Origin of the sequence: Pseudomonas sp. BN515 (genome assembly GCF_029873155.1) — a bacterium.
Taxonomy (GTDB): Bacteria; Pseudomonadota; Gammaproteobacteria; order Pseudomonadales; family Pseudomonadaceae; genus Metapseudomonas.
Window position 1 is genome coordinate 97,676 of the sequence record NZ_SSOH01000093.1, and the last position, 23,466, is coordinate 121,141.

19 protein-coding genes and 2 tRNA genes are annotated in these 23,466 nt (G+C 63.7%); 3 read left to right on the forward strand and 18 right to left on the reverse strand.

Annotation, left to right across the window (positions count from 1 at the left end; all coding sequences use genetic code 11):
* Nucleotides 1–144: 144 nt before the first annotated feature.
* Entirely contained in the window at nucleotides 145–2,439 is a 2,295-nt protein-coding gene (locus E8E91_RS28185; RefSeq protein ID WP_280380504.1) for a YgiQ family radical SAM protein, read from the reverse strand.
* A gap of 211 nt (nucleotides 2,440–2,650) precedes the next feature.
* Between E8E91_RS28185 and E8E91_RS28190 the strand changes: the two genes are divergently transcribed.
* The gene (locus tag E8E91_RS28190) at nucleotides 2,651–4,558 is read left to right on the forward strand and encodes a diguanylate cyclase (RefSeq protein ID WP_280380506.1); all 1,908 of its coding nucleotides are present in this window, start codon (nucleotides 2,651–2,653) and stop codon (nucleotides 4,556–4,558) included.
* Between the two features lie 95 nt (nucleotides 4,559–4,653).
* Here the strand turns inward: E8E91_RS28190 and alr are convergent, their stop codons facing one another.
* From alr to rnr, 8 genes are all read right to left on the reverse strand, one after another.
* Nucleotides 4,654–5,730, reverse strand: coding sequence for an alanine racemase (gene alr / locus E8E91_RS28195; RefSeq protein WP_280380508.1), 1,077 nt, complete (start codon nucleotides 5,728–5,730; stop codon nucleotides 4,654–4,656).
* 71 nt (nucleotides 5,731–5,801) lie between these two features.
* Nucleotides 5,802–7,196: a replicative DNA helicase gene (dnaB, locus tag E8E91_RS28200; RefSeq protein WP_280380510.1), complete on the reverse strand. Its 1,395-nt coding sequence runs from the start codon at nucleotides 7,194–7,196 to the stop codon at nucleotides 5,802–5,804.
* 113 nt (nucleotides 7,197–7,309) lie between these two features.
* The gene (rplI, locus tag E8E91_RS28205) at nucleotides 7,310–7,756 is read right to left on the reverse strand and encodes a 50S ribosomal protein L9 (RefSeq protein ID WP_190831467.1); all 447 of its coding nucleotides are present in this window, start codon (nucleotides 7,754–7,756) and stop codon (nucleotides 7,310–7,312) included.
* A gap of 21 nt (nucleotides 7,757–7,777) precedes the next feature.
* A complete protein-coding gene (locus E8E91_RS28210) occupies nucleotides 7,778–8,671 on the reverse strand; it encodes a hypothetical protein (RefSeq protein ID WP_190831465.1) in 894 nt (297 codons plus the stop codon).
* Between the two features lie 36 nt (nucleotides 8,672–8,707).
* Nucleotides 8,708–8,938 carry a 30S ribosomal protein S18 gene (rpsR, locus tag E8E91_RS28215; protein WP_016495030.1) on the reverse strand — a complete coding sequence of 77 codons (231 nt, stop codon included), beginning with the start codon at nucleotides 8,936–8,938 and terminating at the stop codon, nucleotides 8,708–8,710.
* A gap of 28 nt (nucleotides 8,939–8,966) precedes the next feature.
* Nucleotides 8,967–9,374, reverse strand: coding sequence for a 30S ribosomal protein S6 (gene rpsF / locus E8E91_RS28220; protein WP_280370462.1), 408 nt, complete (start codon nucleotides 9,372–9,374; stop codon nucleotides 8,967–8,969).
* Nucleotides 9,375–9,580: 206 nt separating this feature from the next.
* Nucleotides 9,581–10,330 carry a 23S rRNA (guanosine(2251)-2'-O)-methyltransferase RlmB gene (gene rlmB, locus E8E91_RS28225; protein WP_271471159.1) on the reverse strand — a complete coding sequence of 250 codons (750 nt, stop codon included), beginning with the start codon at nucleotides 10,328–10,330 and terminating at the stop codon, nucleotides 9,581–9,583.
* Nucleotides 10,327–13,074 (reverse strand): ribonuclease R, encoded by a 2,748-nt coding sequence (rnr, locus tag E8E91_RS28230; protein WP_280380512.1) that lies wholly within the window; start codon nucleotides 13,072–13,074, stop codon nucleotides 10,327–10,329. The genes rlmB and rnr overlap by 4 nt, the downstream gene beginning before the upstream one ends.
* A 208-nt stretch (nucleotides 13,075–13,282) precedes the next feature.
* Between rnr and E8E91_RS28235 the strand changes: the two genes are divergently transcribed.
* Together E8E91_RS28235 and E8E91_RS28240 are read left to right on the forward strand one after the other, a co-directional pair.
* Nucleotides 13,283–13,369: transfer RNA gene (locus E8E91_RS28235), tRNA-Leu, on the forward strand.
* A 109-nt stretch (nucleotides 13,370–13,478) separates the two neighbouring features.
* A tRNA-Leu gene (locus tag E8E91_RS28240) sits at nucleotides 13,479–13,565 on the forward strand.
* Between the two features lie 115 nt (nucleotides 13,566–13,680).
* Here E8E91_RS28240 and E8E91_RS28245 read toward each other — a convergent pair.
* The 9 genes from E8E91_RS28245 to miaA form a co-directional block, all read right to left on the reverse strand.
* Nucleotides 13,681–15,615: a methyl-accepting chemotaxis protein gene (locus E8E91_RS28245; RefSeq protein WP_280380514.1), complete on the reverse strand. Its 1,935-nt coding sequence runs from the start codon at nucleotides 15,613–15,615 to the stop codon at nucleotides 13,681–13,683.
* A gap of 155 nt (nucleotides 15,616–15,770) precedes the next feature.
* Nucleotides 15,771–17,066, reverse strand: a complete 1,296-nt coding sequence (locus tag E8E91_RS28250; protein ID WP_280380516.1) for an adenylosuccinate synthase — start codon at nucleotides 17,064–17,066, stop codon at nucleotides 15,771–15,773.
* A gap of 103 nt (nucleotides 17,067–17,169) precedes the next feature.
* Nucleotides 17,170–18,354 (reverse strand): ATP phosphoribosyltransferase regulatory subunit, encoded by a 1,185-nt coding sequence (locus E8E91_RS28255; protein ID WP_190831457.1) that lies wholly within the window; start codon nucleotides 18,352–18,354, stop codon nucleotides 17,170–17,172.
* A 34-nt stretch (nucleotides 18,355–18,388) separates the two neighbouring features.
* Entirely contained in the window at nucleotides 18,389–18,574 is a 186-nt protein-coding gene (locus tag E8E91_RS28260) for a DUF2065 family protein (RefSeq protein ID WP_003453007.1), read from the reverse strand.
* Between the two features lie 107 nt (nucleotides 18,575–18,681).
* The gene (hflC, locus tag E8E91_RS28265; protein WP_280380518.1) at nucleotides 18,682–19,551 is read right to left on the reverse strand and encodes a protease modulator HflC; all 870 of its coding nucleotides are present in this window, start codon (nucleotides 19,549–19,551) and stop codon (nucleotides 18,682–18,684) included.
* A complete protein-coding gene (gene hflK / locus E8E91_RS28270; protein WP_280370457.1) occupies nucleotides 19,551–20,723 on the reverse strand; it encodes an FtsH protease activity modulator HflK in 1,173 nt (390 codons plus the stop codon). Before hflK ends, hflC begins: the two co-directional genes overlap by 1 nt.
* 96 nt (nucleotides 20,724–20,819) lie before the next feature.
* A complete protein-coding gene (hflX, locus tag E8E91_RS28275) occupies nucleotides 20,820–22,121 on the reverse strand; it encodes a ribosome rescue GTPase HflX (RefSeq protein ID WP_280380520.1) in 1,302 nt (433 codons plus the stop codon).
* 12 nt (nucleotides 22,122–22,133) lie between these two features.
* On the reverse strand, nucleotides 22,134–22,388 hold the full coding sequence (gene hfq / locus E8E91_RS28280; protein ID WP_003453015.1) for an RNA chaperone Hfq: 255 nt from the start codon (nucleotides 22,386–22,388) through the stop codon (nucleotides 22,134–22,136).
* A 103-nt stretch (nucleotides 22,389–22,491) separates the two neighbouring features.
* A complete protein-coding gene (gene miaA, locus E8E91_RS28285; RefSeq protein WP_280380522.1) occupies nucleotides 22,492–23,466 on the reverse strand; it encodes a tRNA (adenosine(37)-N6)-dimethylallyltransferase MiaA in 975 nt (324 codons plus the stop codon).

Sequence of the window (23,466 nt, forward strand, 5' to 3'; positions counted from 1 at the left end):
TGTAATTTTGGCACTGTAGTGCCAAGCGTCATTCTGTAGGAAGAAGCCGACAGACGACAGTGTAGGAGCGAGCCATCGCGAGCAGAGCTCGCTCCTACCAAGAGCCCGGATACGAAAACGCCAGCCCGAAGGCTGGCGTTTTTATCAGCGCGGCGCGACGGGCCGCTTGGCGGGCTTCTTCTTGCCCCCCTTCTCCGACGCTGCGGCCTTGTTCTCGGCCTGCTTGCGGGCGAAAGCGGCGGCCTTGGCCTGTTCGCGCTTGTCCCAGGGCTTGCTGCCGTCGCTGGCGCGGGGCGGCAGGCCGGTGTGCTGGGTGAGCATCTTGCCGGCGGCGCCGACCTTCTTGCTGCCGGCCGGGGTGGAGTTCTTGCGACGGGCGCTGTGGTACTCGTCACTGGCAGGCTGGTAGGTCGGAATCAGGTGGTGCTTGCCGTTGCCTATCAAGTCAGCGCGGCCCATGCGCTCCAGTGCGGCGCGCAGCATCGGCCAGCCCTTCGGATCGTGGTAACGCAGGAAGGCCTTGTGCAGACGACGCTGTTCCTCGCTCTTGACGATCGTCACCCCGTCGCTCTTGTAGGTGACCTTGCGCAGGGGGTTCTTGCCCGAGTGGTACATGGCGGTGGCGCTGGCCATGGGCGACGGATAGAAGGCCTGCACCTGGTCCGCGCGGAAGCCATTGCGCTTGAGCCAGAGGGCGAGGTTCATCATGTCCTCGTCCGTGGTGCCGGGGTGCGCGGCAATGAAGTACGGGATGAGGTACTGCTCCTTGCCCGCTTCCTTCGAGAACTTCTCGAACATCTGCTTGAAGCGGTCGTAGGAGCCGATCCCCGGCTTCATCATCTTGTCCAGCGGACCGCGCTCGGTGTGTTCCGGAGCGATCTTCAGGTAGCCGCCGACATGGTGGGTGACCAGCTCCTTGACGTACTCCGGCGACTCCACCGCGAGGTCGTAGCGCAGACCCGAGGCGATGAGGATCTTCTTCACACCCGGCAGGGCGCGCGCCTTGCGATACAGCTCGATAAGCGAGCTGTGGTCGGTGTTGAGGTTTTCGCAGATGCCCGGGAACACGCAGGACGGCTTGCGGCAGTGCTTCTCGATCTCCGGGTCCTTGCAGGCGATCCGGTACATGTTCGCGGTCGGCCCGCCGAGGTCCGAGACCACGCCAGTGAAGCCCGGAACCTTGTCGCGCATCTCTTCGATCTCACGAATGATCGAATCATGCGAGCGGTTCTGGATGATCCGCCCTTCGTGCTCGGTGATGGAGCAGAAGGTACAGCCGCCGAAGCAGCCACGCATGATGTTCACCGAGAAGCGAATCATCTCGTAGGCCGGGATCTTTTCCTTGCCGTACGCGGGGTGCGGAACGCGGGCGTAGGGCATGCCGAAGACGTAGTCCATCTCTTCGGTGGTCATCGGGATGGGCGGCGCGTTGAACCACACGTCCACCTCACCATGACGCTGCACCAGCGCGCGGGCGTTGCCGGGGTTGGTCTCCAGGTGCAGCACGCGGTTGGCGTGGGCATAGAGCACCGGGTCGTTGCGCACCTTCTCGAACGACGGCAGGCGGATCACGGTCTTGTCGCGGGTCAGGCGCGGGTTGGGCAGCAGCTGCACCACCTTGGCCTCTTGCGGATCGTCGACCGGGCCCTTCTCCTGCTCGATGGCGCAGGCGGCGGTGTCCTGGGTGTTGACGTAGGGGTTGATGATCTTGTCGACATGGCCCGGGCGGTCAATCCGGGTGGAGTCGATCTCGAACCAGTCCGCTGGGGTGTCACGGCGAATGAAGGCGGTGCCACGCACGTCGGTGATGCTTTCGATGGATTCGCCCCAGGACAGGCGCTGGGCGATCTCGACCACGGCCCGCTCGGCGTTGCCGTAGAGGAGAATGTCGGCGGTGGCGTCCATGAGGATGGAGCGGCGCACCTTGTCCTGCCAGTAGTCGTAGTGGGCGATACGGCGCAGGGAGGCCTCGATGCCGCCCAGTACCACTGGCACGTGGGTGTAGGCTTCCTTGCAGCGCTGGCTGTAGACCAGGCTGGCGCGGTCCGGGCGCTTGCCGGCGACGCCGCCGGGGGTGTAGGCGTCGTCGGAACGGATCTTCTTGTCCGCGGTATAGCGGTTGATCATGGAGTCCATGTTGCCCGCCGCCACGCCGAAGAACAGATTCGGCTCGCCGAGCTTCATGAAGTCGTCTTTCGAGCGCCAGTCCGGCTGGGCAATGATGCCCACGCGGAAGCCCTGGGCTTCCAGCAGGCGGCCGATGATGGCCATGCCGAAGGACGGATGGTCGACGTAGGCATCGCCGGTCACGATGATGATGTCGCAGGAGTCCCAGCCGAGCTGATCCATCTCTTCCCGGCTCATCGGCAGGAAGGGTGCGGGACCGAAACACTCGGCCCAGTACTTCGGATAGTCGAACAGCGGCTTCGCAGCTTGCATATTTTTTGACCAGCAGGCGTTTTTACGGGGCGCGGAATATAGCACAAATTTTGAGCAAATCCGACGCTGACACTCGGTTTCTTCAGGGGCTGAATGCAAGGCTGTAGGAAATAGCGTACAAAGTGATCACAAATACTCCGGGTCGCTATACTTCTGCCGACCTACAAACCGCCAGGCCGCAGTAGTAAATAACTTACAAGGAGCGTGTGCGGTGCGACGTCCGATCCTTACCCTCTTCCTGCTCTTGTGCTGGCTGGGCCTGACCGTGCCGGCCCAGGCAGCCTTCGATCTGACGCCGCAGAGCAGCGGTGCGACGCTCAATGGAGCGATCGACCTGCTGGAAGACCCGGACGGCACGCTGGACATCCAGGACATGGCCAGGCCAGAGGTGCAACAGCGCTTCACCCCAGCCAACGGCCGCGCCACCGTCGGCCAGAGCCGCAGCGTGTGGTGGGTGCGGGTGCAGCTCAGTCGCAGCGGCGACACTCCGCAGCAATGGTGGCTGGAGAACTCCGGCATCACCGTCTATCGCGTCAGCCTGTTCCTGCCGGATGGCCAGGGCGGCTGGAGCCGGCGGGAAAGCAGCGAAGCCCTGCCGTTTGCCGAAACCCGCGACTATTCCTACCGGCGCATGCTGTTCAAGCTGCCGGAAATCGGCGCTGAGCCCCTCACCCTGTACTTGCGCAGCTATGACCCGGCGGGCAATTCCTTCCCCCTGAAGGTGTGGCAACTGGATGACCTGAAGGAGCTGAAGTCCACCGAGAACCTCGGCTTCGGCCTGGTCTACGGGGTGATCCTGGCGCTGTTTCTCTATAACCTGTTCATCCTCGTGGCGCTGCGCGACAAGGCCTATCTCTGGTACGTGCTGGCCACGTCCTCGGCGCTGGTGTTCATCCTCAGCATGACCGGGCACGGCTTCCAGTACTTCTGGCCCGATGCACCGGTACCGGTGTGGCTGGACCGCATCACCCTGCCCTCGCTCTGGGGCATTTTCGTCATGCGCTTCACCCAGGAGCTGCTCTACACCAAGCGCGGCCTGCGCTGGTCCGACCGCCTGTTCAACGTGGCCTGCGTGCTCTACGCCGTCGCCATCCTGATCAATTTCTTCGGTTATCGCGCCGAGGGCGCCGTCCTGATCGCCGTCACGCCGATCGTGACCGTGCCCACCGCACTGATCAGCGCGGTGATCCGCTGGCGCCAGGGCTTCATTCCGGCGCGCTTCTACCTGATCGGCTACGGCACCGTGCTGGTCAGCACTGCGGTGCTGGTGATGCGCGCCGCCGGCCTGATACAGCCGATCAACTTCACCGCCTACATGTTCCCCGTTGCCATCGCTGCGGAGTCGATCCTGTTCTCCTTCGCCCTTGCCTACCGCATCCAGATGCTCAAGCAGGAGCGCGCCGCCGCCCTGGTGCAGGCCGACCGCGAGAAGGCCGCCCGCCTGGCACAGATGCAGGCCAGCGCCGATGAACTGCAGGCCGCCGTCATCGCCCGGACCGCCGAACTGGCCGCCGCCAACCTGCGCCTCTGCGAGCGCGAACGGGAGCTGGAACACGCCGCCTTCCACGATGCACTGACCGAACTGCCGAACCGTCGCTACCTGATCGAACGCACCGAATCGGCGCTGGCCAACGCCAAGCGACACGAGGAACCGCTGGCGCTGATGCTGATCGACCTCGACCACTTCAAGCCGATCAACGACCGCTTCGGCCATGACGCCGGCGACGAGATGCTGCGCACCATTGGCCGGCGCCTGCGCCAGCATGTACGTGGCGGCGATGCGGTGGCGCGCCTGGGCGGCGACGAATTCGCCGTGCTGATCGGTGGTGCGGATGCCGAGGCCGAGGCGTGCGACCTGGCCCGACGCCTGCTGGAAGAGCTGGCCGCTCCCATGTGCTACGGCGCGGAGCAACTGACGGTAAGCATCAGCATCGGCATCGCCCTGTTCCCGCAGCATGCCCGGCACTTCTCCGGGCTCTACCAGACCGCCGACCAGGCCCTGTACAAGGTCAAGGCCCGGGGTCGCTCGGGCATGGTGTTGTTCGGCGAGGACGGCGAGCTGTCGGAGGAGGCCAGCCTGCAGCTGGATGTGCTGAAGATCCGCAGCGGATTGCTTTAAGAGGCCGCCTAGCGGCCTCTCTTCCTTCGCCAGCAGCGGGCTGATTACAGGCAGGAATCATTGGTGCGCGGCGCACCCTACCCTCTACACGCCACTCAGGCGAGATAGCGCCTCGGCACCCGCGCGGTGACCTTGGTCAGCAACTCGTAGCCGATGGTGCCGCACGCCTGGGCCAGTTCATCCACCGGAAGCTGGGCGCCCCAGAGCTCGACCGGGTCGCCAACCCGGGCGTCCGGCAAGTCACTGAGGTCCACGGCGAGCATGTCCATGGACACCCGCCCCGCGAGCGGCACGCGCTGGCCGTTGACCACCACCGGAGTGCCACTGGGCGCGTGTCGCGGATAGCCGTCGGCGTAGCCGCAGCTCACCGTCCCGATACGCGACGGCCGGGTGGCTTCCCAGGTCGCGCCGTAGCCGACGCTTTCCCCCGCCGCGATCTCGCGCACGGCGATCAGTTGCGCGCTGAGGGTCATGGCCGGCTTCAGGCCCAGCTCGGCAGCGCCGAGGTCTGCAAATGGTGTCGCACCGTAGAGCATGATGCCGGGACGCAGCCAGTCCATATGAGAGGCGGGCATGGTCAGGATCGCGGCGGAGTTGGCCAGGCTGCGCTGATCGAAGTCGAGCTCCAGCAAGTCGAGGAAGGCCTCCAGCTGCACCTCGTTCAGGGTGTGGCCACGCAAGTCGGCGCAGGCGAAATGGCTGATCAGGTTGAGCTCGGCAACCTGAGCCGCGCCGCGCAGGCGGGCATGCCAATGGCGCAGTGCCTCGGGGGAGAAACCCAGGCGGTGCATGCCGGAATCCAGCTTGAGCCAGACGTTCAGCGGGCGCACCAGCGGCGCGGCGAGCAGCGCTTCAGCCTGTTCCGCGCCCTGAACCACCAGGTCCAGGCCGAGTTGGGCGGCCAGCTGGTATTCAGCCGGTTCGAAGCAGCCCTCCAGCAGCAGCACACGCGCCTCATCATCAAGGGCGCGCACCTCAGCGGCCTCTTCCAGACAGGCCACGGCAAAGCCATCGGCCTCGCCACGCAGGCTGGCAACCACCTCGCGCACGCCATGGCCGTAGGCGTTCGCCTTGACCACCGCAAAGGCCTGCCGGCCCGGCGCGCAACGCTTGGCGACGGCGTAGTTGTGGCGGATGGCGGAGAGGTCGACAGCGGCGATCAGCGGGCGCATTGAGGCGGGCTCATGAACGAAAACGGGCGCCCATCATACCGCCTGGTCGCCCGTATTCATTGATCTGCAGCTTATTCGTCGTCGAACTGGTAGGCGCCTGGCGCGAGGTTCTCGAAACGCGAGTACTTGCCGAGGAAGGCCAGCCGCGCGGTGCCCAGCGGACCGTTACGTTGCTTGCCGATGATGATTTCGGCCACGCCCTTGAACTCGGTCTCGGGGTGGTACACCTCGTCGCGGTACACGAACAGGATGATGTCGGCGTCCTGCTCGATCGCACCGGATTCGCGGAGGTCGGAGTTGATCGGGCGTTTGTTCGGGCGCTGTTCGAGGCCCCGGTTCAGCTGGGACAAGGCGATCACCGGGCAGTTGAACTCCTTGGCCAGGGCCTTGAGCGAGCGCGAGATCTCGGAGATCTCGTTCACCCGGCTATCGCCGCTGGAACCGGGAATCTGCATCAGCTGCAGGTAGTCGACCATGATCAGGCCGATCTCGCCGTGCTCGCGCGCCAGGCGGCGGGTACGTGCGCGCATCTCCGAGGGCGAGATGCCGGCGGTGTCATCGATGAACAGCTTGCGGTCGTTGAGCAGGTTGACGGCGGACGTCAGGCGCGGCCAATCGTCGTCGTCGAGGCGGCCTGCGCGGACCTTGGTCTGGTCGATGCGGCCGAGGGACGCGAGCATACGAATCACGATGGATTCGGAGGGCATTTCCAGGGAATACACCAGGATCGCCTTGTCGCTGCGCATCAGGGCGTTTTCCACCAGGTTCATCGCGAAGGTGGTCTTACCCATGGACGGACGGCCGGCAACGATGATCATGTCGGCCGGCTGCAGGCCACTGGTCAGGTTGTCCAGATCGGTGAACCCGGTGGACAGGCCGGTGATGGCGTCACCCGCGTTGAACAGTTCGTCGATGCGGTCGATGGCCTTGACCAGGATGTCATTGATCCCCACCGGGCCGCCGGTCTTCGGCCGCGCCTCGGCGATCTGGAAGATCAGGCGCTCGGCTTCGTCGAGAATCTCCGCTCCAGTCCGTCCCTGGGGCGCGTAGGCGCTGTCGGCGATTTCGGTGCTGATGCCGATCAGCTGGCGCAGGGTGGCGCGCTCGCGAATGATCTGCGCGTAGGCCTTGATGTTCGCCACCGACGGTGTGTTCTTGGCCAATTCACCGAGGTAGGCCAGGCCGCCCACCTGGGGCAGTTGCCCTTCCTTGTCCAGTTGCTCGGACAGGGTCACCACGTCGAATGGCGAGTTGCGCTCGGCCAGCTTGAAGATGGCGCGGAAGATCAGCCGATGGTCATGACGATAGAAGTCGCCGTCGGACACCTGGTCGAGCACGCGCTCCCAGGCATTGTTGTCCAGCATCAGGCCCCCGAGGACGGCCTGCTCGGCCTCGATGGAGTGCGGCGGCACCTTGAGGGCGGCAGTTTGCAGGTCGAACTGTTCCGGGGCGGTGATTTCGTTCATGGGCTCGGAAAATTCTCGGGCTGGAAAGACATCGGGCACGTCACCGCTTTCGCAATGACGTGCCCGATGTTAGCGAGCCGGCACCTGAGTGCAAGCTCACTTCGACGGCTTGCTTAGCCGGCAATCACGATCAGCTTGACCGCAGCTTCGACGTCGGTGTGCAGGTGCAGTGCAACGTCGTACTCGCCAACTTGACGGATGGTGCCGTTCGGCAGGCGGACTTCAGCCTTGGCAACCGGAACGCCAGCGGCGGTCAGGGCGTCAGCGATGTCGTGGGTACCGATGGAACCGAACAGCTTGCCTTCGTCGCCGGCGCTGGCAGTGATGGTCACTTCCAGTTCGGACAGCTGGGCAGCGCGGGCTTCGGCAGCGGCTTTCTTGTCAGCAGCCTGCTTTTCCAGCTCAGCGCGGCGAGCTTCGAACGCAGCAACGTTCTCGGCGGTAGCAGCGGTGGCCTTGCCTTTCGGCAGCAGGAAGTTACGGCCGTAGCCGGACTTTACGTTCACCTTGTCGCCCAGGTTGCCCAGGTTGGCGATTTTTTCCAGCAGGATGACTTCCATTTGGGAATTACCTCTTAACTTTTAACCTTCACCGTTCGCAGGGCCGGCGCCATTCTTGCGCGCCTTGCGTCCGCGAAAATCAATCAGACTGTCGACGATGGCCAGAACCACCAGCAACGGATAGATCAGTTGCATGAACAGCAGCAGCGACACGTACAAGCCCACCAGCCAGAAACCGGCCAGCCCACCCTGCTTCGCCAGACCGTGCACCAGGGCCAGGCCGGCGAATGCCAGCGGCACGCTGCAGATCGGCGTCAGCATCGCCAGCTCCAGGCCCAGGTTCGGACCCAGCAGCATGGCGGCCAGCAGGCCGAAAGCCAGTGCCGGCGGCAGCTTCAGCGCACGAAACTCGTCGCCGAAACCACCGGGGTTGTACAAGGCTGCCTGCCAGTAGCGGCCGAGCATCAGGCTCAGCACGCTGACCAGCTGCAGCAGCGACGCGATCAGGCCGGTCAGGACCGGCGCGACCATGGCTCCCAGACGCGCTCGCTCGTCATCCGCCAATTGCGAATAGACGTTACCCATCACCTGCGGCATGAGCTTCTGCAGCTCAACCGCCATGGCGGTTATGGGTTCGCGGAACACCGCGCCCAGCACCAGGCCGTACAACAGACCAAGCGCCACGCTGATCATCAGCACCCGCGTCCAGGACACGCTGGAACGCAGCACCAGGGCCAACCCCAGCGCGCCAAGCAGCACCATCAAGGTGCGCGGCTCGCCGAAGTACCACCAGCCAAGAGCTGGCAGCAGAGCCCAGGCAATGATGCCGAGAGCATCGTTCACACCACGCCGCAGCAGCACCAGGCTGCCCGCGGCTGCGCTCAGCCAGAACATCAGGGGCAGGGCCGCTGCACCTACCACCACAAGGGTGGCCTGCACACGACCGCGCATGATGAACTCTGCCAGAGCGCGCATTGCGATCTATCCCTTACCTAGGTCGACCGACCGAGATCAACGGCCGTGGCTGTCGGTGTAGGGCAGCAGGGCCAGGTAGCGGGCGCGCTTGATAGCGGTAGCCAGCTGACGCTGATACTTGGCTTTGGTGCCGGTGATACGGCTCGGAACGATCTTGCCGGTTTCGGAGACGTATGCCTTCAGGGTGTTGAGATCCTTGAAGTCGATCTCTTTCACGCCTTCAGCGGTGAAACGGCAGAACTTACGACGACGGAAGAAACGTGCCATGAACTTGGCTCCTCAATAGATCCGTGGATTACTCGTCAGCGTTGTCGCTGTCTTCGCCTTCGGCGGCAGCGTCAGTCTCAACGCGCTCACGGCGCTCACGGCGCTCGTTGCGGTTTTCCTCGGCCTTGAGCATCTCGGACTGGCCAGTGATGGCTTCGTCGCGACGGATGACCAGGTTACGGAGGACGGCGTCGTTGTAGCGGAAGTTGTCTTCCAGCTCGGCGAGGGCTTTGCCGCTGCACTCAACGTTCAGCATCACGTAGTGAGCCTTGTGAACGTTGTTGATGGCGTAGGCCAGCTGACGACGGCCCCAGTCTTCCAGGCGGTGAATCTTGCCACCGTCTTCTTCGATGAGCTTGGTGTAGCGCTCAACCATGCCGCCAACCTGCTCGCTCTGGTCCGGGTGAACCAGGAAGATGATTTCGTAATGACGCATAAATGCTCCTTACGGGTTGTAGCCTGCCAACATCGTGGTCAGGCAAGGAGTGAATATCTCGTTTGGGCTTGCCGGGCCGGGGACGTGCGCGAGCCTGCCCCCACGGCAAGGGGCGACATTCTAGAGAAGGGCTGAATGCCGCGCAAGGTGAATTGGCGAAACTTTGAACAACCCCGGACGGCAGCGTAGCCGTCCGGGGCAAACCGTCATTGGGGACGGCTGCGGCGCTGGCGGACCGCCTCGAACAGGCAGACGCCGGTGGCCACGGAGACGTTGAGGCTGCTGACGCTGCCGGCCATGGGCAGTTTGACCAGGTAGTCGCAGTGCTCGCGGGTCAGGCGGCGCATGCCCTTCCCTTCCGCGCCCATGACCAGCACGGTCGGCCCGGTCATGTCCTGCTGATAGACCTCCTGCTCCGCCTCGCCGGCGGTACCGACCACCCAGAGGCCCTTCTTCTGCAGTTTTTCGAGGGTGCGCGAGAGGTTGGTCACCGCCACCAGCGGCATGACCTCCGCCGCGCCGCAGGCCACCTTGCGCACGGTGGCGTTGAGGGTGGCGGACTTGTCCTTGGGCACGATCACCGCCAGCACGCCGGCAGCATCGGCGGTGCGCAGGCAGGCGCCCAGGTTGTGCGGATCGGTGACGCCATCCAGGGCGAGAAGCAAGGGCGCGCCGGGGGTGCGCTCCAGCAGCTCGTCGAGCATGTTCTCGCCCCAGACCTGGCTGGGGCTGACCTCGGCCACCACGCCCTGGTGGACGCCTTCGGCCCATTCGTCCAGCTCGTGGCGATCCTTGTGACCCACCGCGATGCGATGCTGCCCGGCCAGGTCGAGAAGGACCTGGACCCGCGGATCGTGCCGGCTTTCCGCCAGCCACAGCTGCTTGACGCGTTTGGGGTGATGGCGCAGGAGCGCCTCCACGGCATGCACGCCGTAGACCTTTTCCAACTGACTCATTTCTTGACCTTGCTACCGGGCGCCTTGGGTTTCGGCGGCCCTTTACGGTGTTTCGTGGGTTTGCTGGCAGCCTTCGCCGCCTTGGCTTTCTTTTTCGGCGGTTTGGCGGTGGCCCTGGCGTCGTCCTTACCAGGCTTGTCCAGCGGCTTTTGCGCCGGACGCGCGCCCTTGCTGGACTTTGCGCCCTGACGCGCTTCGTTGAGCAGAGCCTGCTTCACCGCGCGGCTCTTGCTCACATCGGTGTTGCCGAGCATCTCCTCGGCCTGGGCGAGCATCTCCGGCGGCACGGCAGGCAGCGCCTGGACCTTGCCGGCGCGCTGCCGACGCGGCGCCACGGCTGCCCTCGGCTCCTGCTGGAGCGTGGAAGTGTCCCGCTGGGCGTGGCGAGCAGCCCCCTTGGCGCCCCGGCTGCGGCCCTTGCCGACCTTGGGCTCGGCGGCCTTGGCCTTGCCTTTGGCCGGAGCGGACTTGTCGGTACCGCGATTCTTGCGCCCGACCGGCGCAGTGAGGACGCTGTCGGAGAGCTCGAAATCGATCTTGCGTTCGTCCAGATCGACCCGCGCTACCACGACCTCCACCTGGTCACCCAGACGGAAGCTGCGGCCACTGCGCTCGCCGGACAGACGATGGTGAATCGGGTCGAAGTGGTAGTAGTCACCCGGCAGCGCCGTCACGTGCACCAGGCCTTCGACATAGATGTCGATCAGCTCGACGAAGATGCCGAAGCCGGTCACCGCCGAGATCACACCGGGGAAGGTTTCGCCCACGCGGTCGCGCATGTACTCGCATTTCAGCCAGTTGGTGACGTCGCGGGTTGCCTCGTCGGCGCGCCGCTCGGTCATCGAGCACTGCTCGCCCAGCTGGAACAGGCGCGCCTCGTCGTACGGATAGATGCGCGCCTTGGGCATGCTCGCCGCACCAGCGCGCTGCACGTGCGCACTCTCGCGCTTGGAGCGGATCAAGCTGCGGATGGCACGATGCACCAGCAGGTCCGGATAGCGACGGATGGGCGAGGTGAAGTGGGTGTAGGCGTCGTAGTTGAGGCCGAAGTGCCCCTCGTTGTCCGGGCTGTACACGGCCTGACTGAGGGAACGCAGCATCACTGTCTGGATCAGGTGGAAGTCCGGGCGCTCGCGAATTTTCTCCAGCAACGCCTGGTAGTCGCTCGGCGTCGGCTCGTTCTTGCCACGATTGAGAGACAGACCCAGTTCGGCGAGGAACTGACGCAGCTTGTCCAGACGCTCGCTCGGCGGACCTTCGTGAATACGGTAGAGCGAGGGGATCTCGTGCTGCTGAAGGAAGCGCGCGGTGGCCACGTTGGCGCACAGCATGCATTCCTCGATCAGCTTGTGGGCATCGTTGCGCTGGGTCGGCAGGATCTCGGAGATCTTGCGATCGGCGCTGAAGACGATGCGGGTTTCCTGGGTCTCGAAGTCGATTGCCCCACGCACCTGGCGCTGGGCTAACAGCACCTTATAGAGCTTGTAGAGCTGCTCCAGGGGCTTGACCAGATGCGGCAACTGCTCGGCGAACTGCTGGGCTTCGGTGGATTCCGGAGTTTCCAGGAACTGGCTGACCTTGGTGTAGGTGAGCCGCGCGTGGGAATGGATGACCGCTTCGTAGAACTCGTAGCCAGTCAGCTTGCCCGCGCGGGAGATGGTCATGTCGCAGACCATCGCCAGGCGATCCACCAGGGGGTTCAGGGAGCAGAGGCCATTGGACAGCACCTCCGGCAGCATCGGGATGACCTTCTCCGGGAAGTACACCGAGTTGCCGCGGTTGCTCGCTTCCTCATCCAGCGCCGAACCCACCTTTACATAGTGGGAGACGTCGGCGATGGCGACGATCAGGCGCCAGCCGCCACCCTTGCGGGCCTCGGCATACACGGCGTCGTCGAAGTCGCGGGCGTCCTCGCCGTCGATGGTGACCAGGGGCAGGTCACGCAGGTCGATGCGCTTCTCCTTGTCCTTCTCGGCCACTTCGGGCTTGAGCTTGGCCGCTTCCTTGATCACGCCGGCAGGCCATTCATGGGGGATGTCATAGCTGCGCAGGGCGACTTCGATCTCCATGCCCGGCGCCATGTATTCGCCCAGCACCTCCACCACTTCGCCCTGGGCCAGGCGGAAGTTGCTCGGCCACTGCTCGATCTTCACCTGGACGAACTGACCATGCTTGGCAGCGCCCTGCTTGCCGCTGGGCACCAGGACTTCCTGCTGGATCTTCGGGTTGTCGGCCACTACCCGGGCTATCCCGCTTTCTTCAAAGAAGCGGCCAACCAGTGTTTCGTGGGCCCGCTCGATGATCTCCACCAGTGCGCCTTCGCGGCGGCCTCGGCGGTCGACACCAGCCACCCGGGCCAGGGCGCGGTCGCCATCGAACACTAGGCGCATCTGTGCAGGGCTGAGGAAAAGGTCTTCGGAGCCGTCGTCGGGAATAAGGAAACCGAAGCCATCACGGTGGCCGCTGACGCGTCCGCAGATGAGGTCGAGTTTGTCCACAGGCGCGTAGGTACCGCGACGGGTATAGATGAGCTGGCCATCGCGCTCCATGGCACGGAGCCGGCGGCGCAGTGCCTCCAGCTGCTCATCAGTGGTCAGGCCGAACTCTTCCACCAGCTGTTCACGACTGGCTGGGGCGCCGCGCTCATCGAGGCGCTGCAGGATCAACTCGCGGCTGGGGATGGGGTTTTCGTATTTTTCCGCCTCGCGAGCGGCCTCGGGGTCGAGGTTCTGCCAATCGGCCATCAGGGGGTGATCACCTTTTTATCCATAGAGGGATTTGCCATGGGTCTTATTGAAGCGCGAATTCCGATTGTCGGTCAGCTTAGTCCGAAGAATAATTTTTTTCGCGCTCAGGGGTTTACAACACAAAAGTCGGCTCGTATAGTTCGCGCCCACAGCGTCGCTGAGACGTTGTGAAGGAAGCAGATGAGCAATCATCGCATCCAGAAGTGCCCAGGTGGCGGAATTGGTAGACGCACTAGGTTCAGGTCCTAGCGGTGGCAACACCGTGGAAGTTCGAGTCTTCTCCTGGGCACCACTTCTTTGAAGCCGAGCCGCAAAGCTCGGTTTCTCGTTTAACGGATCGTATGGTTCCGTATCGTTCAACGATGAACACCATATAAGTCGATGAGCAATCATCGCAATGTGCCCAGGTGGCGGAATTGGTAGACGCACTAGGTTCAGGTCCTAGCGGTGGCAACACCGTGGAAGTTCGAGTCTTCTCCTGGGCACCACTCTTAAACAAAGCCGAGCTCTGCTCGGCTTTGTGCTTTCTGGCTTCCGGACATTCCGCGAAGACCGCCAGATCAGGGGCCGAACTTGCGCCCGCCCCCTCGTCCGAATTCCCTTTTATGCCTTGAACTGCCCCAGACTGGCTTTGAGCTGGTCAGCCAGGCCGGCCAGCACGCGCCCGCTGCTCGCGGTCGCCGCCACTGCCTCAGCCGCCAGGCTGGCTTCGGCATGAATCACATCCACCCGGCCACGTACGCCATCGGCGCCCGCCGCCTGGTGTTCCGCTGCTCGAGCCGCAGCCTGCACCGCGCCATGCACCTGCTCCACCGCCTGCTGCACGCTTTGCTGCAAACGCTCGCTGTCACGCAGCGCTTCCAGCCCTTCCACGGCGCGCTCGCGAGCCTGGGAAATGGCCGAAACCGCCTCCCGCGCCCCGGTCTGCAGCGCGGCGATATGCTCCTGGATGTCGCCCGTGGATTGCTGGGTCTTGCTGGCCAGCGCGCGCACTTCGTCGGCAACCACGGCGAAACCCCGACCACTCTCCCCCGCCCTCGCCGCTTCGATGGCCGCATTCAGCGCCAGCAGGTTGGTCTGCTCGGCAATGCCGTGAATCACCGACAGCACCATTTCGATCTGCTCGCTCTGGCGGGCCAGCCGCTCGATCACCTCGGAACCGTTCTGCACCCGCGCTTCCAGGTTCTCGATCAGGCCGCCAACCTTGCGCGCAATTGCCGCGTTGTCCTGCGCAGCCTGACGGATATCACCCACCTGGCGCAGGGTGTCCTGCATGGCCTGGCTCTCGGATTGAGCCTCGGCCACCATGCCCGCCAGCGCACTGAGACTGCCTTCCACTTCGCTGCGCTGGCGATGGGCCGCCGATTCGGCAGACTGGCTGCGCTCGGACAGCGCCTTGATCTCCAGCCCGGTGCGCTGCGCTACATCACCCGCCTCGCGGACGATGGGCTGCAGCTTGTCGACGAATCGGTTTACCGCTGTGGCCATTTCCCCGACCTCGTCACGACTGTCGATACGAACCCGACGCGTCAGATCACCCTCTCCGGCCGCCAGATCGTTCAGCGCATCGATCAGCAAACGCAGACGAACCACCACGCGGCGCCCCAGCACCACGGCCAGCACCAACAGCACGCCAAGCCCAACCAGCGCCAGCCCCAGGCCGATGCGCCAGCGCAGCTCATCAGCCGCGGATTCCACGGCCTGGCGAGTACCCGCACTCATGCTTCCAGCCGTCTCGCGAGCTGATTGCAGGCGCGCGGTGAGCGCGGCACTGCTCTCGCTGGCGGCGCCGGAAAGGCTTTCGCCCACCAGCTCGCCACCACTGGCGATCAGGGCGGAGAAGCGCTGGTCCAGCGCCTTCAACTGCTCCTCCACTGCGGCAGTGGAAACACCCATTCGCACCTTGCCGATCTCCACACCGTTGGGGCTGATGGAGGCTTCCACCAGATAGACGGAGGGATCGCCGGCGGCCGCATTCAGCACCTTGTCCAGCGCACGCTCGCCCTGCCCCTTGGCCAGCAACGCCTTGATCAGCGGGTTCTCGCGATTGAGATAGCGGGTCAGGTGCTGCCCACTGGCATCGTCATAGATGACGAAGAGCACATTGGGATTGCGCTGGGCGCGGCGGGCGAATTCGGAAAGCGTGGGCACGTCGTTGTCCCACATGGCCCGAGGCGCCACGGCGGCGAGCAATTGGGCGAGGTCGTTGGCCGACTCCTTGAGGTTCTGCTCAAGGGTCTGGCGCAACTGCCCCTGCTCCTGCTGGAGGCGCGCACTGAGCGCAGCCCCCAGGCGTTCGCGCGTCTTGCCGGAAAGCGCACTGAGGCTACCGGATACTTCCTGTCCGGCCTGTTCGAGATCACCCGCCAGGCGCTGGGTGTCACCACCCAGGCGAACACCCAGCTCGTCCACCAGGGAATTCACGGTGCTCCGCGTGAGGGCAACGGCCACCAGCACCTGCACCAGCAAGGCAACCCCGAGGGCAATGAACACCGGACGCAACAAACGGCTCTGCAACAAAGACAGGATGGCTGACACGACTTGTGGCTCCTTAACGACCGTTACCGCTATAACGGCGACAACCCGGATTTATAAAGTGCCAGCAAGGTGCGTGCCGACCAGCAGCGCGACATTTGAAACCACCAAAACGACGAAGGGCCGCACTAGGCGGCCCTTCTGGGGAGTCGGAAGACTCAGGCGTACGGGTGACGCAGGACAATCGTCTCGTTACGGTCGGGACCAGTGGAGATGATATCGATGGGCGCACCCACCAGCTCTTCCACGCGCTTGATGTAGGCGCGGGCGTTTGCCGGCAGTTCTTCCAGGCTCTTGGCGCCGACGGTGGATTCGCTCCAGCCCGGCATTTCCTCGTAGATCGGCTGCAGGCCGATGTAGCTGTCGGCATCGGTCGGCGCATCTTCCAGCAGCTCGCCGTTGGCACCCTTGTAGCCGGTGCAGATGCGGATGGTTTCCAGACCATCGAGCACGTCCAGCTTGGTCAGGCACAGGCCGGAGATGCTGTTGATCTCGATGGCGCGACGCAGGATCACGGCATCGAACCAGCCGCAGCGACGGGCGCGGCCAGTGGTCGAACCGAATTCATGACCACGCTTGGCCAGGAAGGCGCCGGTCTCATCGAACAGCTCGGTCGGGAACGGACCAGAGCCCACGCGAGTGGTGTAGGCCTTGGTGATACCGAGGATGTAGTCGAGGTACAGCGGGCCGAAACCGGAGCCGGTGGCGGTACCGCCAGCGGTGGTGTTGGAGCTGGTGACGTACGGGTAGGTGCCGTGGTCGATGTCCAGCAGCGAGCCTTGCGCGCCTTCGAACATGATGTAGGCGCCCTGCTTGCGCAGCTGATGCAGGCGCGCGGCGACGTCGGTCATCATCGGCTTGAGCAGCTCGGCGTAGGCCAGAGCTTCGTCGAGGGTCTTCTGGAAGTCGACCGCCGGCTCTTTGTAATAGTTCTGCAGGACGAAGTTGTGGTAGTCCAGCAGCTCGCCCAGCTTGGCGGCAAAACGCTCGCGGTGGAACAGGTCGCCGATGCGCAGGCCGCGACGGGCCACCTTATCTTCGTAGGCCGGGCCGATACCGCGACCGGTGGTGCCAATCTTGGCGTCGCCACGGGCCTTTTCACGCGCCTGGTCCAGGGCAACGTGGTACGGCAGGATCAGGGTGCAAGCCGGGCTGATGCGCAGGCGCTCGCGCACCGGTACACCTTTCTCTTCCAGCTTGGTGATTTCGCGCATCAGCGCATCGGGCGCTACCACGACGCCGTTGCCGATCAGGCACTCGACATTCTCGCGCAGGATGCCGGACGGGATCAGGTGCAGCACGGTCTTCTCGCCATCGATCACCAGGGTGTGACCGGCGTTGTGGCCGCCCTGGTAACGCACGACGGCGGCAGCCTGGTCGGTCAGCAGATCGACGATCTTGCCCTTACCCTCATCACCCCACTGGGTGCCCAGGACTACGACATTCTTACCCATAACACTTGTCCTCTTCGCAGAAGCTCGATGCCGGCAGCCGCCGGCGGAAAACACGGAAACTCGTTAGTGGCCGGCAGTCTCACACCGGCCATGAAGCCACTTCCTAGGAAAGCGCTGCCACTTGCCAGCGCCCGTCACGCAGGAGCAGCTGGCGATCGCAACCCGCTTCAGACGCACTTGCAACTTCCTGCCCCGGCAGGGCCTGCACCACGCGCTGCCCATCGGAACGCAGGCGTTTGACCTCGTACCACAGATAAGGGTCGTGGCTGTCCGGCGCCCAGATACCGGGAATCGGCTGGTCCAGCGCCATGTTGCCCAGGGTCACCAGGGTCTTCAGGTCGGTAGAGAAACCGGTGGCCGGACGGGCGCGACCGAAATCAGCGCCGATGTCGTCATAGCGGCCGCCCTGGGCGATGGACTGCCCGACGCCCGGAACGAAGGCGGCGAAGACCACCCCGGTGTGATAGTGGTAGCCGCGCAGCTCGCCCAGATCGAAATAGAGCGGGAGTTCGGGATAGCGCAGTTCCAGGGCGTCGGCGATGGCGATCAGCTCGTCCAGCGCGCGATGCACATCTTCCGGCGCATCCATCAGCACGCCCTGGGCCAGATCCAGCACTTCGCGGCTGCCACAGAGCTCGGCCAGGGAGCGGAGCATGGAAGCCAGCTCGTGCGGCAGGTCTGCGGTCAGCTCGGCAACTTCGTCTACTGCCTTGCGCTGCAGGGCATCGAACAGGCTGCGCTCGACTTCACCGGAAAGACCAGCAGCCCGGGCCAGGCCACGATAGATACCGACGTGACCGAGGTCCATGTGCACGTCCGGCACAGCAGCCAGCTCGAGCATTTCGAGCATCAGGCTGATGACCTCGACGTCGCTCGCCGGACTGGCGTCGCCGTAAAGCTCGGCACCCAGCTGGATCGGGCTGCGCGAAGTGGACAGTGCGCGCGGCTTGGCGTGCAGCACGCTGCCGGCGTAGCACAGGCGGTTCGGGCCTTCACGGCGCAGGGTATGGGCGTCGATACGCGCCACTTGCGGCGTGATGTCGGCACGGAACCCCATCAGGTGGCCCGACTGCGGGTCGGTCACCTTGAAGGTGCGCAGGTCGAGGTCCTGACCGGCGCCGGTCAGCAGGGACTCGAGATATTCGATATGCGGAGTGACTACGAAGTCATAGCCCCAACGCTGGAACAGATCCAGCACCTGGCGGCGGGCTGCCTCGATGCGTGCCGCCTCGGGCGGCAGTACTTCTTCGATACCGTCTGGCAGCAGCCAGCGATCTACCGTTGCCATTTCGCCAATCCCCTCTCAACCGGGCGGCAAGCCATCAGTGAAGCAGATAAAGGAGGCCAGTCCCCAGCAACATGCTGGACAGGCCCATCAGGCGGAGATGGCGGTCCTTGAACTCCGCCAACCCAAGCACCGCGGCGCGCCAACGGCGCGGATAGAGGAAGGGCAGGATGCCTTCCAGCACCAGCATCAGACAAAAGGCAATGCCGAGTTCCTGCCACATGATTCCCGCGGACGCAAAAAAGCCGGGATTTCCCGGCTGACCCATGATAACACGTTTTCCCTGACGGTCACCCCGGCGGACGATGAGCGTCCACCGGGGGCCTTACGTCAGCGTGCAGCCTTGTCCAGATAGCGGAAGAAATCGCTATTGGGGTCCAGGACCATCACGTCGCTCTTGTTGGCAAAGCTTTCGCGATAGGCCTGGAGGCTGCGGTGGAAGGAGTAGAACTCCTGATCCTGACCGTACGCCTTGGCATAGATTGCGGCCGCCTTGGCATCGCCATCACCTCGGGTTTCCTCGGCTTCACGATAGGCCTCGGCCAGCAGCACGCGGCGCTGACGATCGGCGTCGGCACGAATGCCTTCAGCCAGTTCCGAACCCTTGGCACGGTGCTCGCGAGCTTCACGCTCACGCTCGGTGCTCATCCGCTCGAACACGCTGCGGTTCACTTCCTTGGGCAGGTCGATAGCCTTCACCCGCACATCCACCACCTCGATGCCCAGCTCCTTGCTGGCCATGCGATTGAGGGCAGCCGTGATGTCCGCCATCAGCGCATCGCGCTCACCGGATACCACTTCGTGCAGGGTGCGCTTGCCGAACTGGTCGCGCAGACCGGCCTCAAGACGACGGGACAGACGCTCGTCGGCAATCTGCTTCATGCCGGAAGTCGCGGTATAGAAACGCTCGGCATCAGCCACGCGCCACTTGGCGTAGGCATCCACCATCACCGCTTTCTTCTCCAGGGTGAGGAAGCGCTGGGTCGGCGAGTCCAGGGTCAGCAGACGCGCGTCGAACTTGCGCACCTGGTTGACGTACGGAATCTTGAAGTGGATGCCGGGCTGGACGTCAGCCTCAACGATGCGGCCGAACTGCAGGAGCACCGCCTTCTCGGTCTGCGACACGATGTACAGGCTGCTCCAAAGGAGCAGTGCCACCACCACGCCGCCGATCAGGGCAAACAGCGATTTATTGCTCATCAGCGACTCTCCCTGGAACGCAGATTGCGCTGCTGCAAGTCAGTGGCGACGCGCGATCCGAGGTCGCTGCCGCTCGCGGCAGCCGATGCTGCCGGCGCTACCGGCGCCTGGCTGGAGCCACGGTTATCGATCATCTTGTCCAGCGGCAGGTAGAGCAGGTTGCTCTGGCCGTCCTTGCCGGAAACCAGCACCTTGCTGGTATTGGCCAGCACATCCTGCATGGTTTCGAGGTACAGACGCTGGCGAGTGACTTCCGGTGCCTTGTGATACTCGACCAGCAGCTTGCTGAAGCGATCGGCTTCACCCTGGGCACGAGCAATCACTTCATCGCGGTAGCCGTTGGCGTCCTCGATGATGCGCTGGGCCTGGCCACGAGCCTCGGGCACCACGGCATTGGCGTAGGCTTCAGCCTGGTTCTTGGCGCGCTGTTCGTCCTCACGGGCGCGGATCACGTCGTCGAAGGCTTCCTGCACTTCACGCGGTGCTGCCGCGCTCTGCACGTTGACCTGAGTAACGGTGATGCCGGTGCGGTAGGTGTCGAGGAAGCGTTGCAGACGCTCCTTGATCTCGCTCGCCATCAGCTCACGGCCCTCGGTCAGCACCTGGTCCATCTCGGTAGAGCCGACGACGTGACGCAGAGCGCTCTCGGTGGCGTGCTGCAGGCTGACTTCAGGCTGGTCGACGTTAAGGACGAAGTCCTGAAGGTTGCTGATCTTGTATTGGACGGTGAGCGGCACTTCGACGATGTTTTCGTCCTCGGTGAGCATCTGCCCCTGCTTGCTATAGGCACGCTCGCGGGTGACGTTCTCCTGGAACTTGCGATCGATCGGCGGGAAGTAGATGTTCAGGCCGGGGCCGACAGTCTCGTAGTACTTGCCGAAGCGCAGCACCACGGCCTGCTCCTGCTCATCCACCACATAGACCGCGCTGTACAGCCAGACCACGGCAAGCAGGGCCAGGCCGATGCCGAGCAGGCCGAAACCGCCCGATCTGCCGCCGCCATCATCGCCGCCGCCGCCACGTTTCTTGCCGCTGCCGAACAATCCGTTCAGGCTGTCCTGCAGCTTGCGGAAGGCCTCGTCCAGGTCCGGTGGCCCTTTGCGGTCGCCACCACGGCGTCCACCCCAGGGGTCCTGGTTATTCGAGTTGCCACCCGGCTCGTTCCAAGCCATAGCGCTCTCCATACTGATAAAGCAAAGACGCGCCCACGGCGCGCCCGCCCATGCTACCCAAGCCCGCGGCCCGCCGCAAAATCACCTAAACGGGCTTTATTGCAAAGTGTGTTGCTCTAGAAACTCGCTCGGCTGCCAGCCTTCACGACTGACCAATCGATTCAACTCAACGCGCGGCAAACGCACTGCGAGGAGAATCTCACCGGCCTCGTTGTGATCCTCGGTCTGCACCGCGCCAAGGGCAAAGAACTGGGCCCGCAACCGGCCGAAACGCTGCGGCAGGCGCAGGGTACCCACGAACAGGTCCTCACCCAACAACTCGGCTACCGCCTGTTCCAGCAGCTCCAGGCCGCTGCCGTCGCGCGCAGACAGCCAGACCCGTTCGGGTTTGCCATCTCCGTCGCGCTGGATATGCGGCTCGACGCTTTCCAACAGGTCGACCTTGTTATAGACCTCCAGCATAGGCAGGCCTTCAGCGCCGATCTCGCCCAGCACTGCCAGCACCTGCTCGATCTGCGCCATGCGCTCTGGCTCGTGGGCGTCGATCACATGCAGCAGCAGGTCAGCGCTGGCAGACTCTTCAAGGGTAGCCCGGAAGGCCTCCACCAGCTTGTGCGGCAGGTGACGAATGAAGCCTACGGTGTCGGCCAGCACGATCGGACCCAGGTCATCCAGCTCAAGCCGGCGCAGGGTCGGGTCGAGGGTGGCGAACAACTGGTCAGCGGCATAAACCTCGGAAGTGGTCAGCGCATTGAACAGCGTGGACTTGCCAGCGTTCGTGTAGCCGACCAGGGACACGGAGGGAATATCCGCACGCTTGCGCCCACGACGGGCCTGCTCGCGCTGGCTGCGCACCTTCTCGAGACGCTGCTTGATCTGGCGAATACGAATTCGCAGCAAGCGACGGTCGGTTTCCAACTGGGTTTCACCCGGACCACGCAAGCCGATACCACCTTTCTGGCGCTCAAGGTGAGTCCAGCCACGCACCAGGCGCGTGCTCATATGGTTGAGCTGGGCCAGTTCGACTTGCAGCTTGCCCTCATGGGTACGGGCACGCTGGGCGAAGATGTCGAGAATCAGACCGGTACGGTCAAGCACCCGGCACTCGAAGGCGCGCTCGAGGTTGCGCTCCTGGCTGGGTGTGAGGGTGTGATTGAAGATGACCAGTTCAGCCTTCTCGGCCCTCACCAGGTCATGCAATTCATCAACTTTGCCGCTGCCGATCAGGTACTTGGCCGTTGGCTGGTGACGGGTAACGGAGACAAATGCCACCGTGTCCGCACCGGCCGAACGTGCAAGTTCCAGGAATTCCTGCGGGTCTTCGCGCGCCTCGGGATCTTGACCTTCCAGATGAACCAGGATGGCCCGTTCACCACCACCAGGGCGTTCGAAAAACAAAGCAGTCTCCTATCAGGCGTTACCCGGCTCAGGCTGCTCCTGCTCGGAGGCGCTGGGCAGGCGTACCGGACGACTCGGTACAACGGTGGAAATGGCGTGTTTGTAGACCATCTGGCTGACAGTGTTCTTCAGCAGAATCACGAACTGGTCGAAGGATTCGATCTGGCCTTGCAGCTTGATGCCGTTTACCAGATAGATGGAAACCGGTACGCGTTCCTTACGCAGGGTATTGAGGTAAGGGTCTTGTAGCGAATGCCCTTTTGACATGTGCCGCTCTCCTTTAGGGATCAATCGTTTTAGTTTTCAAATGACAAGAAAAGATGACTGGTATCCGCCCTACCCCCAAGGATAGACGGTAACCGGTGAGGTCTCAGCTCAATATGGAGACCGACCTCAGGTATTTCAAGGTACGCGGCAGATTGTCGCAAGCCAGGCTGTCCAACCAGTACAGATCGGACCAACTGCGTAACCAGGTGAACTGTCGCTTGGCGAGTTGACGAGTGGCGATGATGCCTCGCTCCTCCATCTCGTCCCGGGTCAGCACGCCATCCAGGTAATCCCAGGCCTGGCGATAACCGACCGCCCTTATAGACGGCAGTCCCGCATGCAAGTCACTTCTGCGGCGCAGCGCTTCGACCTCTTCGATGAAGCCCTGTTCCAGCATCAAGCGAAAACGTTGCGCAATTCTTTCGTGCAGTACCTGGCGATTCGCCGGCGCAATGGCCAAGTGCGCGACAGTATACGGCAAATGCGCCGTTCCTGGCGTGTTCCCGGCCGTATTTTGCGCAGCCTGGCGCTGTCGATGGGCGGTCATGGTGAGCCCGCTGACCTTGTAGACCTCAAGTGCGCGGGTCAGCCTCTGGGGGTCGTTGGGATGGATACGCGCGGCAGATTCCGGGTCGACCGCTGCCAGCTCCCGATGCAGAGCATCCCAGCCTTCGCGGGCGGCACGGGCTTCCAGCTCGGCGCGCACCTCAGGGTCGGCGCTGGGCATATCCGCCAACCCCTCCAGCAACGCCTTGTAATACAACATGGTGCCACCCACCAGCAGCGGAATCCTCCCCCGGGCGGTGATTTCCGCCATGGCAGCCAGTGCATCGGCGCGGAACTCAGCGGCGGAGTAGCTTTCGGCCGGATCGCGGATATCGATCAGCCGATGGGGAAATTCGGCCAGGGTGGCCTTGTCCGGCTTGGCGGTGCCGATGTCCATGTCGCGGTAGATCAATGCCGAATCGACACTGATCAATTCGCAAGGCAGCGTGCGCGCCAACTCCAGCGCCAGGTCAGTCTTGCCGGCGGCAGTGGGCCCCATGAGAAAAATTGCCGGCGGCAGCCGTTCAGTCAT

Excerpts from the sequence above, each read along its gene's own strand:
- E8E91_RS28185 (WP_280380504.1), bottom strand. The coding sequence starts at position 2,439 with ATGCAAGCTGCGAAGCCGCTGTTCGACTATCCGAAGTACTGGGCCGAG.
- alr (WP_280380508.1), bottom strand. The coding sequence starts at position 5,730 with ATGCGCCCGCTGATCGCCGCTGTCGACCTCTCCGCCATCCGCCACAAC.
- dnaB (WP_280380510.1), bottom strand. The coding sequence starts at position 7,196 with ATGAACGAAATCACCGCCCCGGAACAGTTCGACCTGCAAACTGCCGCC.
- rplI (WP_190831467.1), bottom strand. The coding sequence starts at position 7,756 with ATGGAAGTCATCCTGCTGGAAAAAATCGCCAACCTGGGCAACCTGGGC.
- E8E91_RS28210 (WP_190831465.1), bottom strand. The coding sequence starts at position 8,671 with ATGCGCGCTCTGGCAGAGTTCATCATGCGCGGTCGTGTGCAGGCCACC.
- rpsR (WP_016495030.1), bottom strand. The coding sequence starts at position 8,938 with ATGGCACGTTTCTTCCGTCGTCGTAAGTTCTGCCGTTTCACCGCTGAA.
- rpsF (WP_280370462.1), bottom strand. The coding sequence starts at position 9,374 with ATGCGTCATTACGAAATCATCTTCCTGGTTCACCCGGACCAGAGCGAG.
- rlmB (WP_271471159.1), bottom strand. The coding sequence starts at position 10,330 with ATGAGTCAGTTGGAAAAGGTCTACGGCGTGCATGCCGTGGAGGCGCTC.
- rnr (WP_280380512.1), bottom strand. The coding sequence starts at position 13,074 with ATGGCCGATTGGCAGAACCTCGACCCCGAGGCCGCTCGCGAGGCGGAA.
- E8E91_RS28250 (WP_280380516.1), bottom strand. The coding sequence starts at position 17,066 with ATGGGTAAGAATGTCGTAGTCCTGGGCACCCAGTGGGGTGATGAGGGT.
- E8E91_RS28255 (WP_190831457.1), bottom strand. The coding sequence starts at position 18,354 with ATGGCAACGGTAGATCGCTGGCTGCTGCCAGACGGTATCGAAGAAGTA.
- E8E91_RS28260 (WP_003453007.1), bottom strand. The coding sequence starts at position 18,574 with ATGTGGCAGGAACTCGGCATTGCCTTTTGTCTGATGCTGGTGCTGGAA.
- hflC (WP_280380518.1), bottom strand. The coding sequence starts at position 19,551 with ATGAGCAATAAATCGCTGTTTGCCCTGATCGGCGGCGTGGTGGTGGCA.
- hflK (WP_280370457.1), bottom strand. The coding sequence starts at position 20,723 with ATGGCTTGGAACGAGCCGGGTGGCAACTCGAATAACCAGGACCCCTGG.
- hfq (WP_003453015.1), bottom strand. The coding sequence starts at position 22,388 with ATGTCAAAAGGGCATTCGCTACAAGACCCTTACCTCAATACCCTGCGT.
- miaA (WP_280380522.1), bottom strand. The coding sequence starts at position 23,466 with ATGACTGAACGGCTGCCGCCGGCAATTTTTCTCATGGGGCCCACTGCC.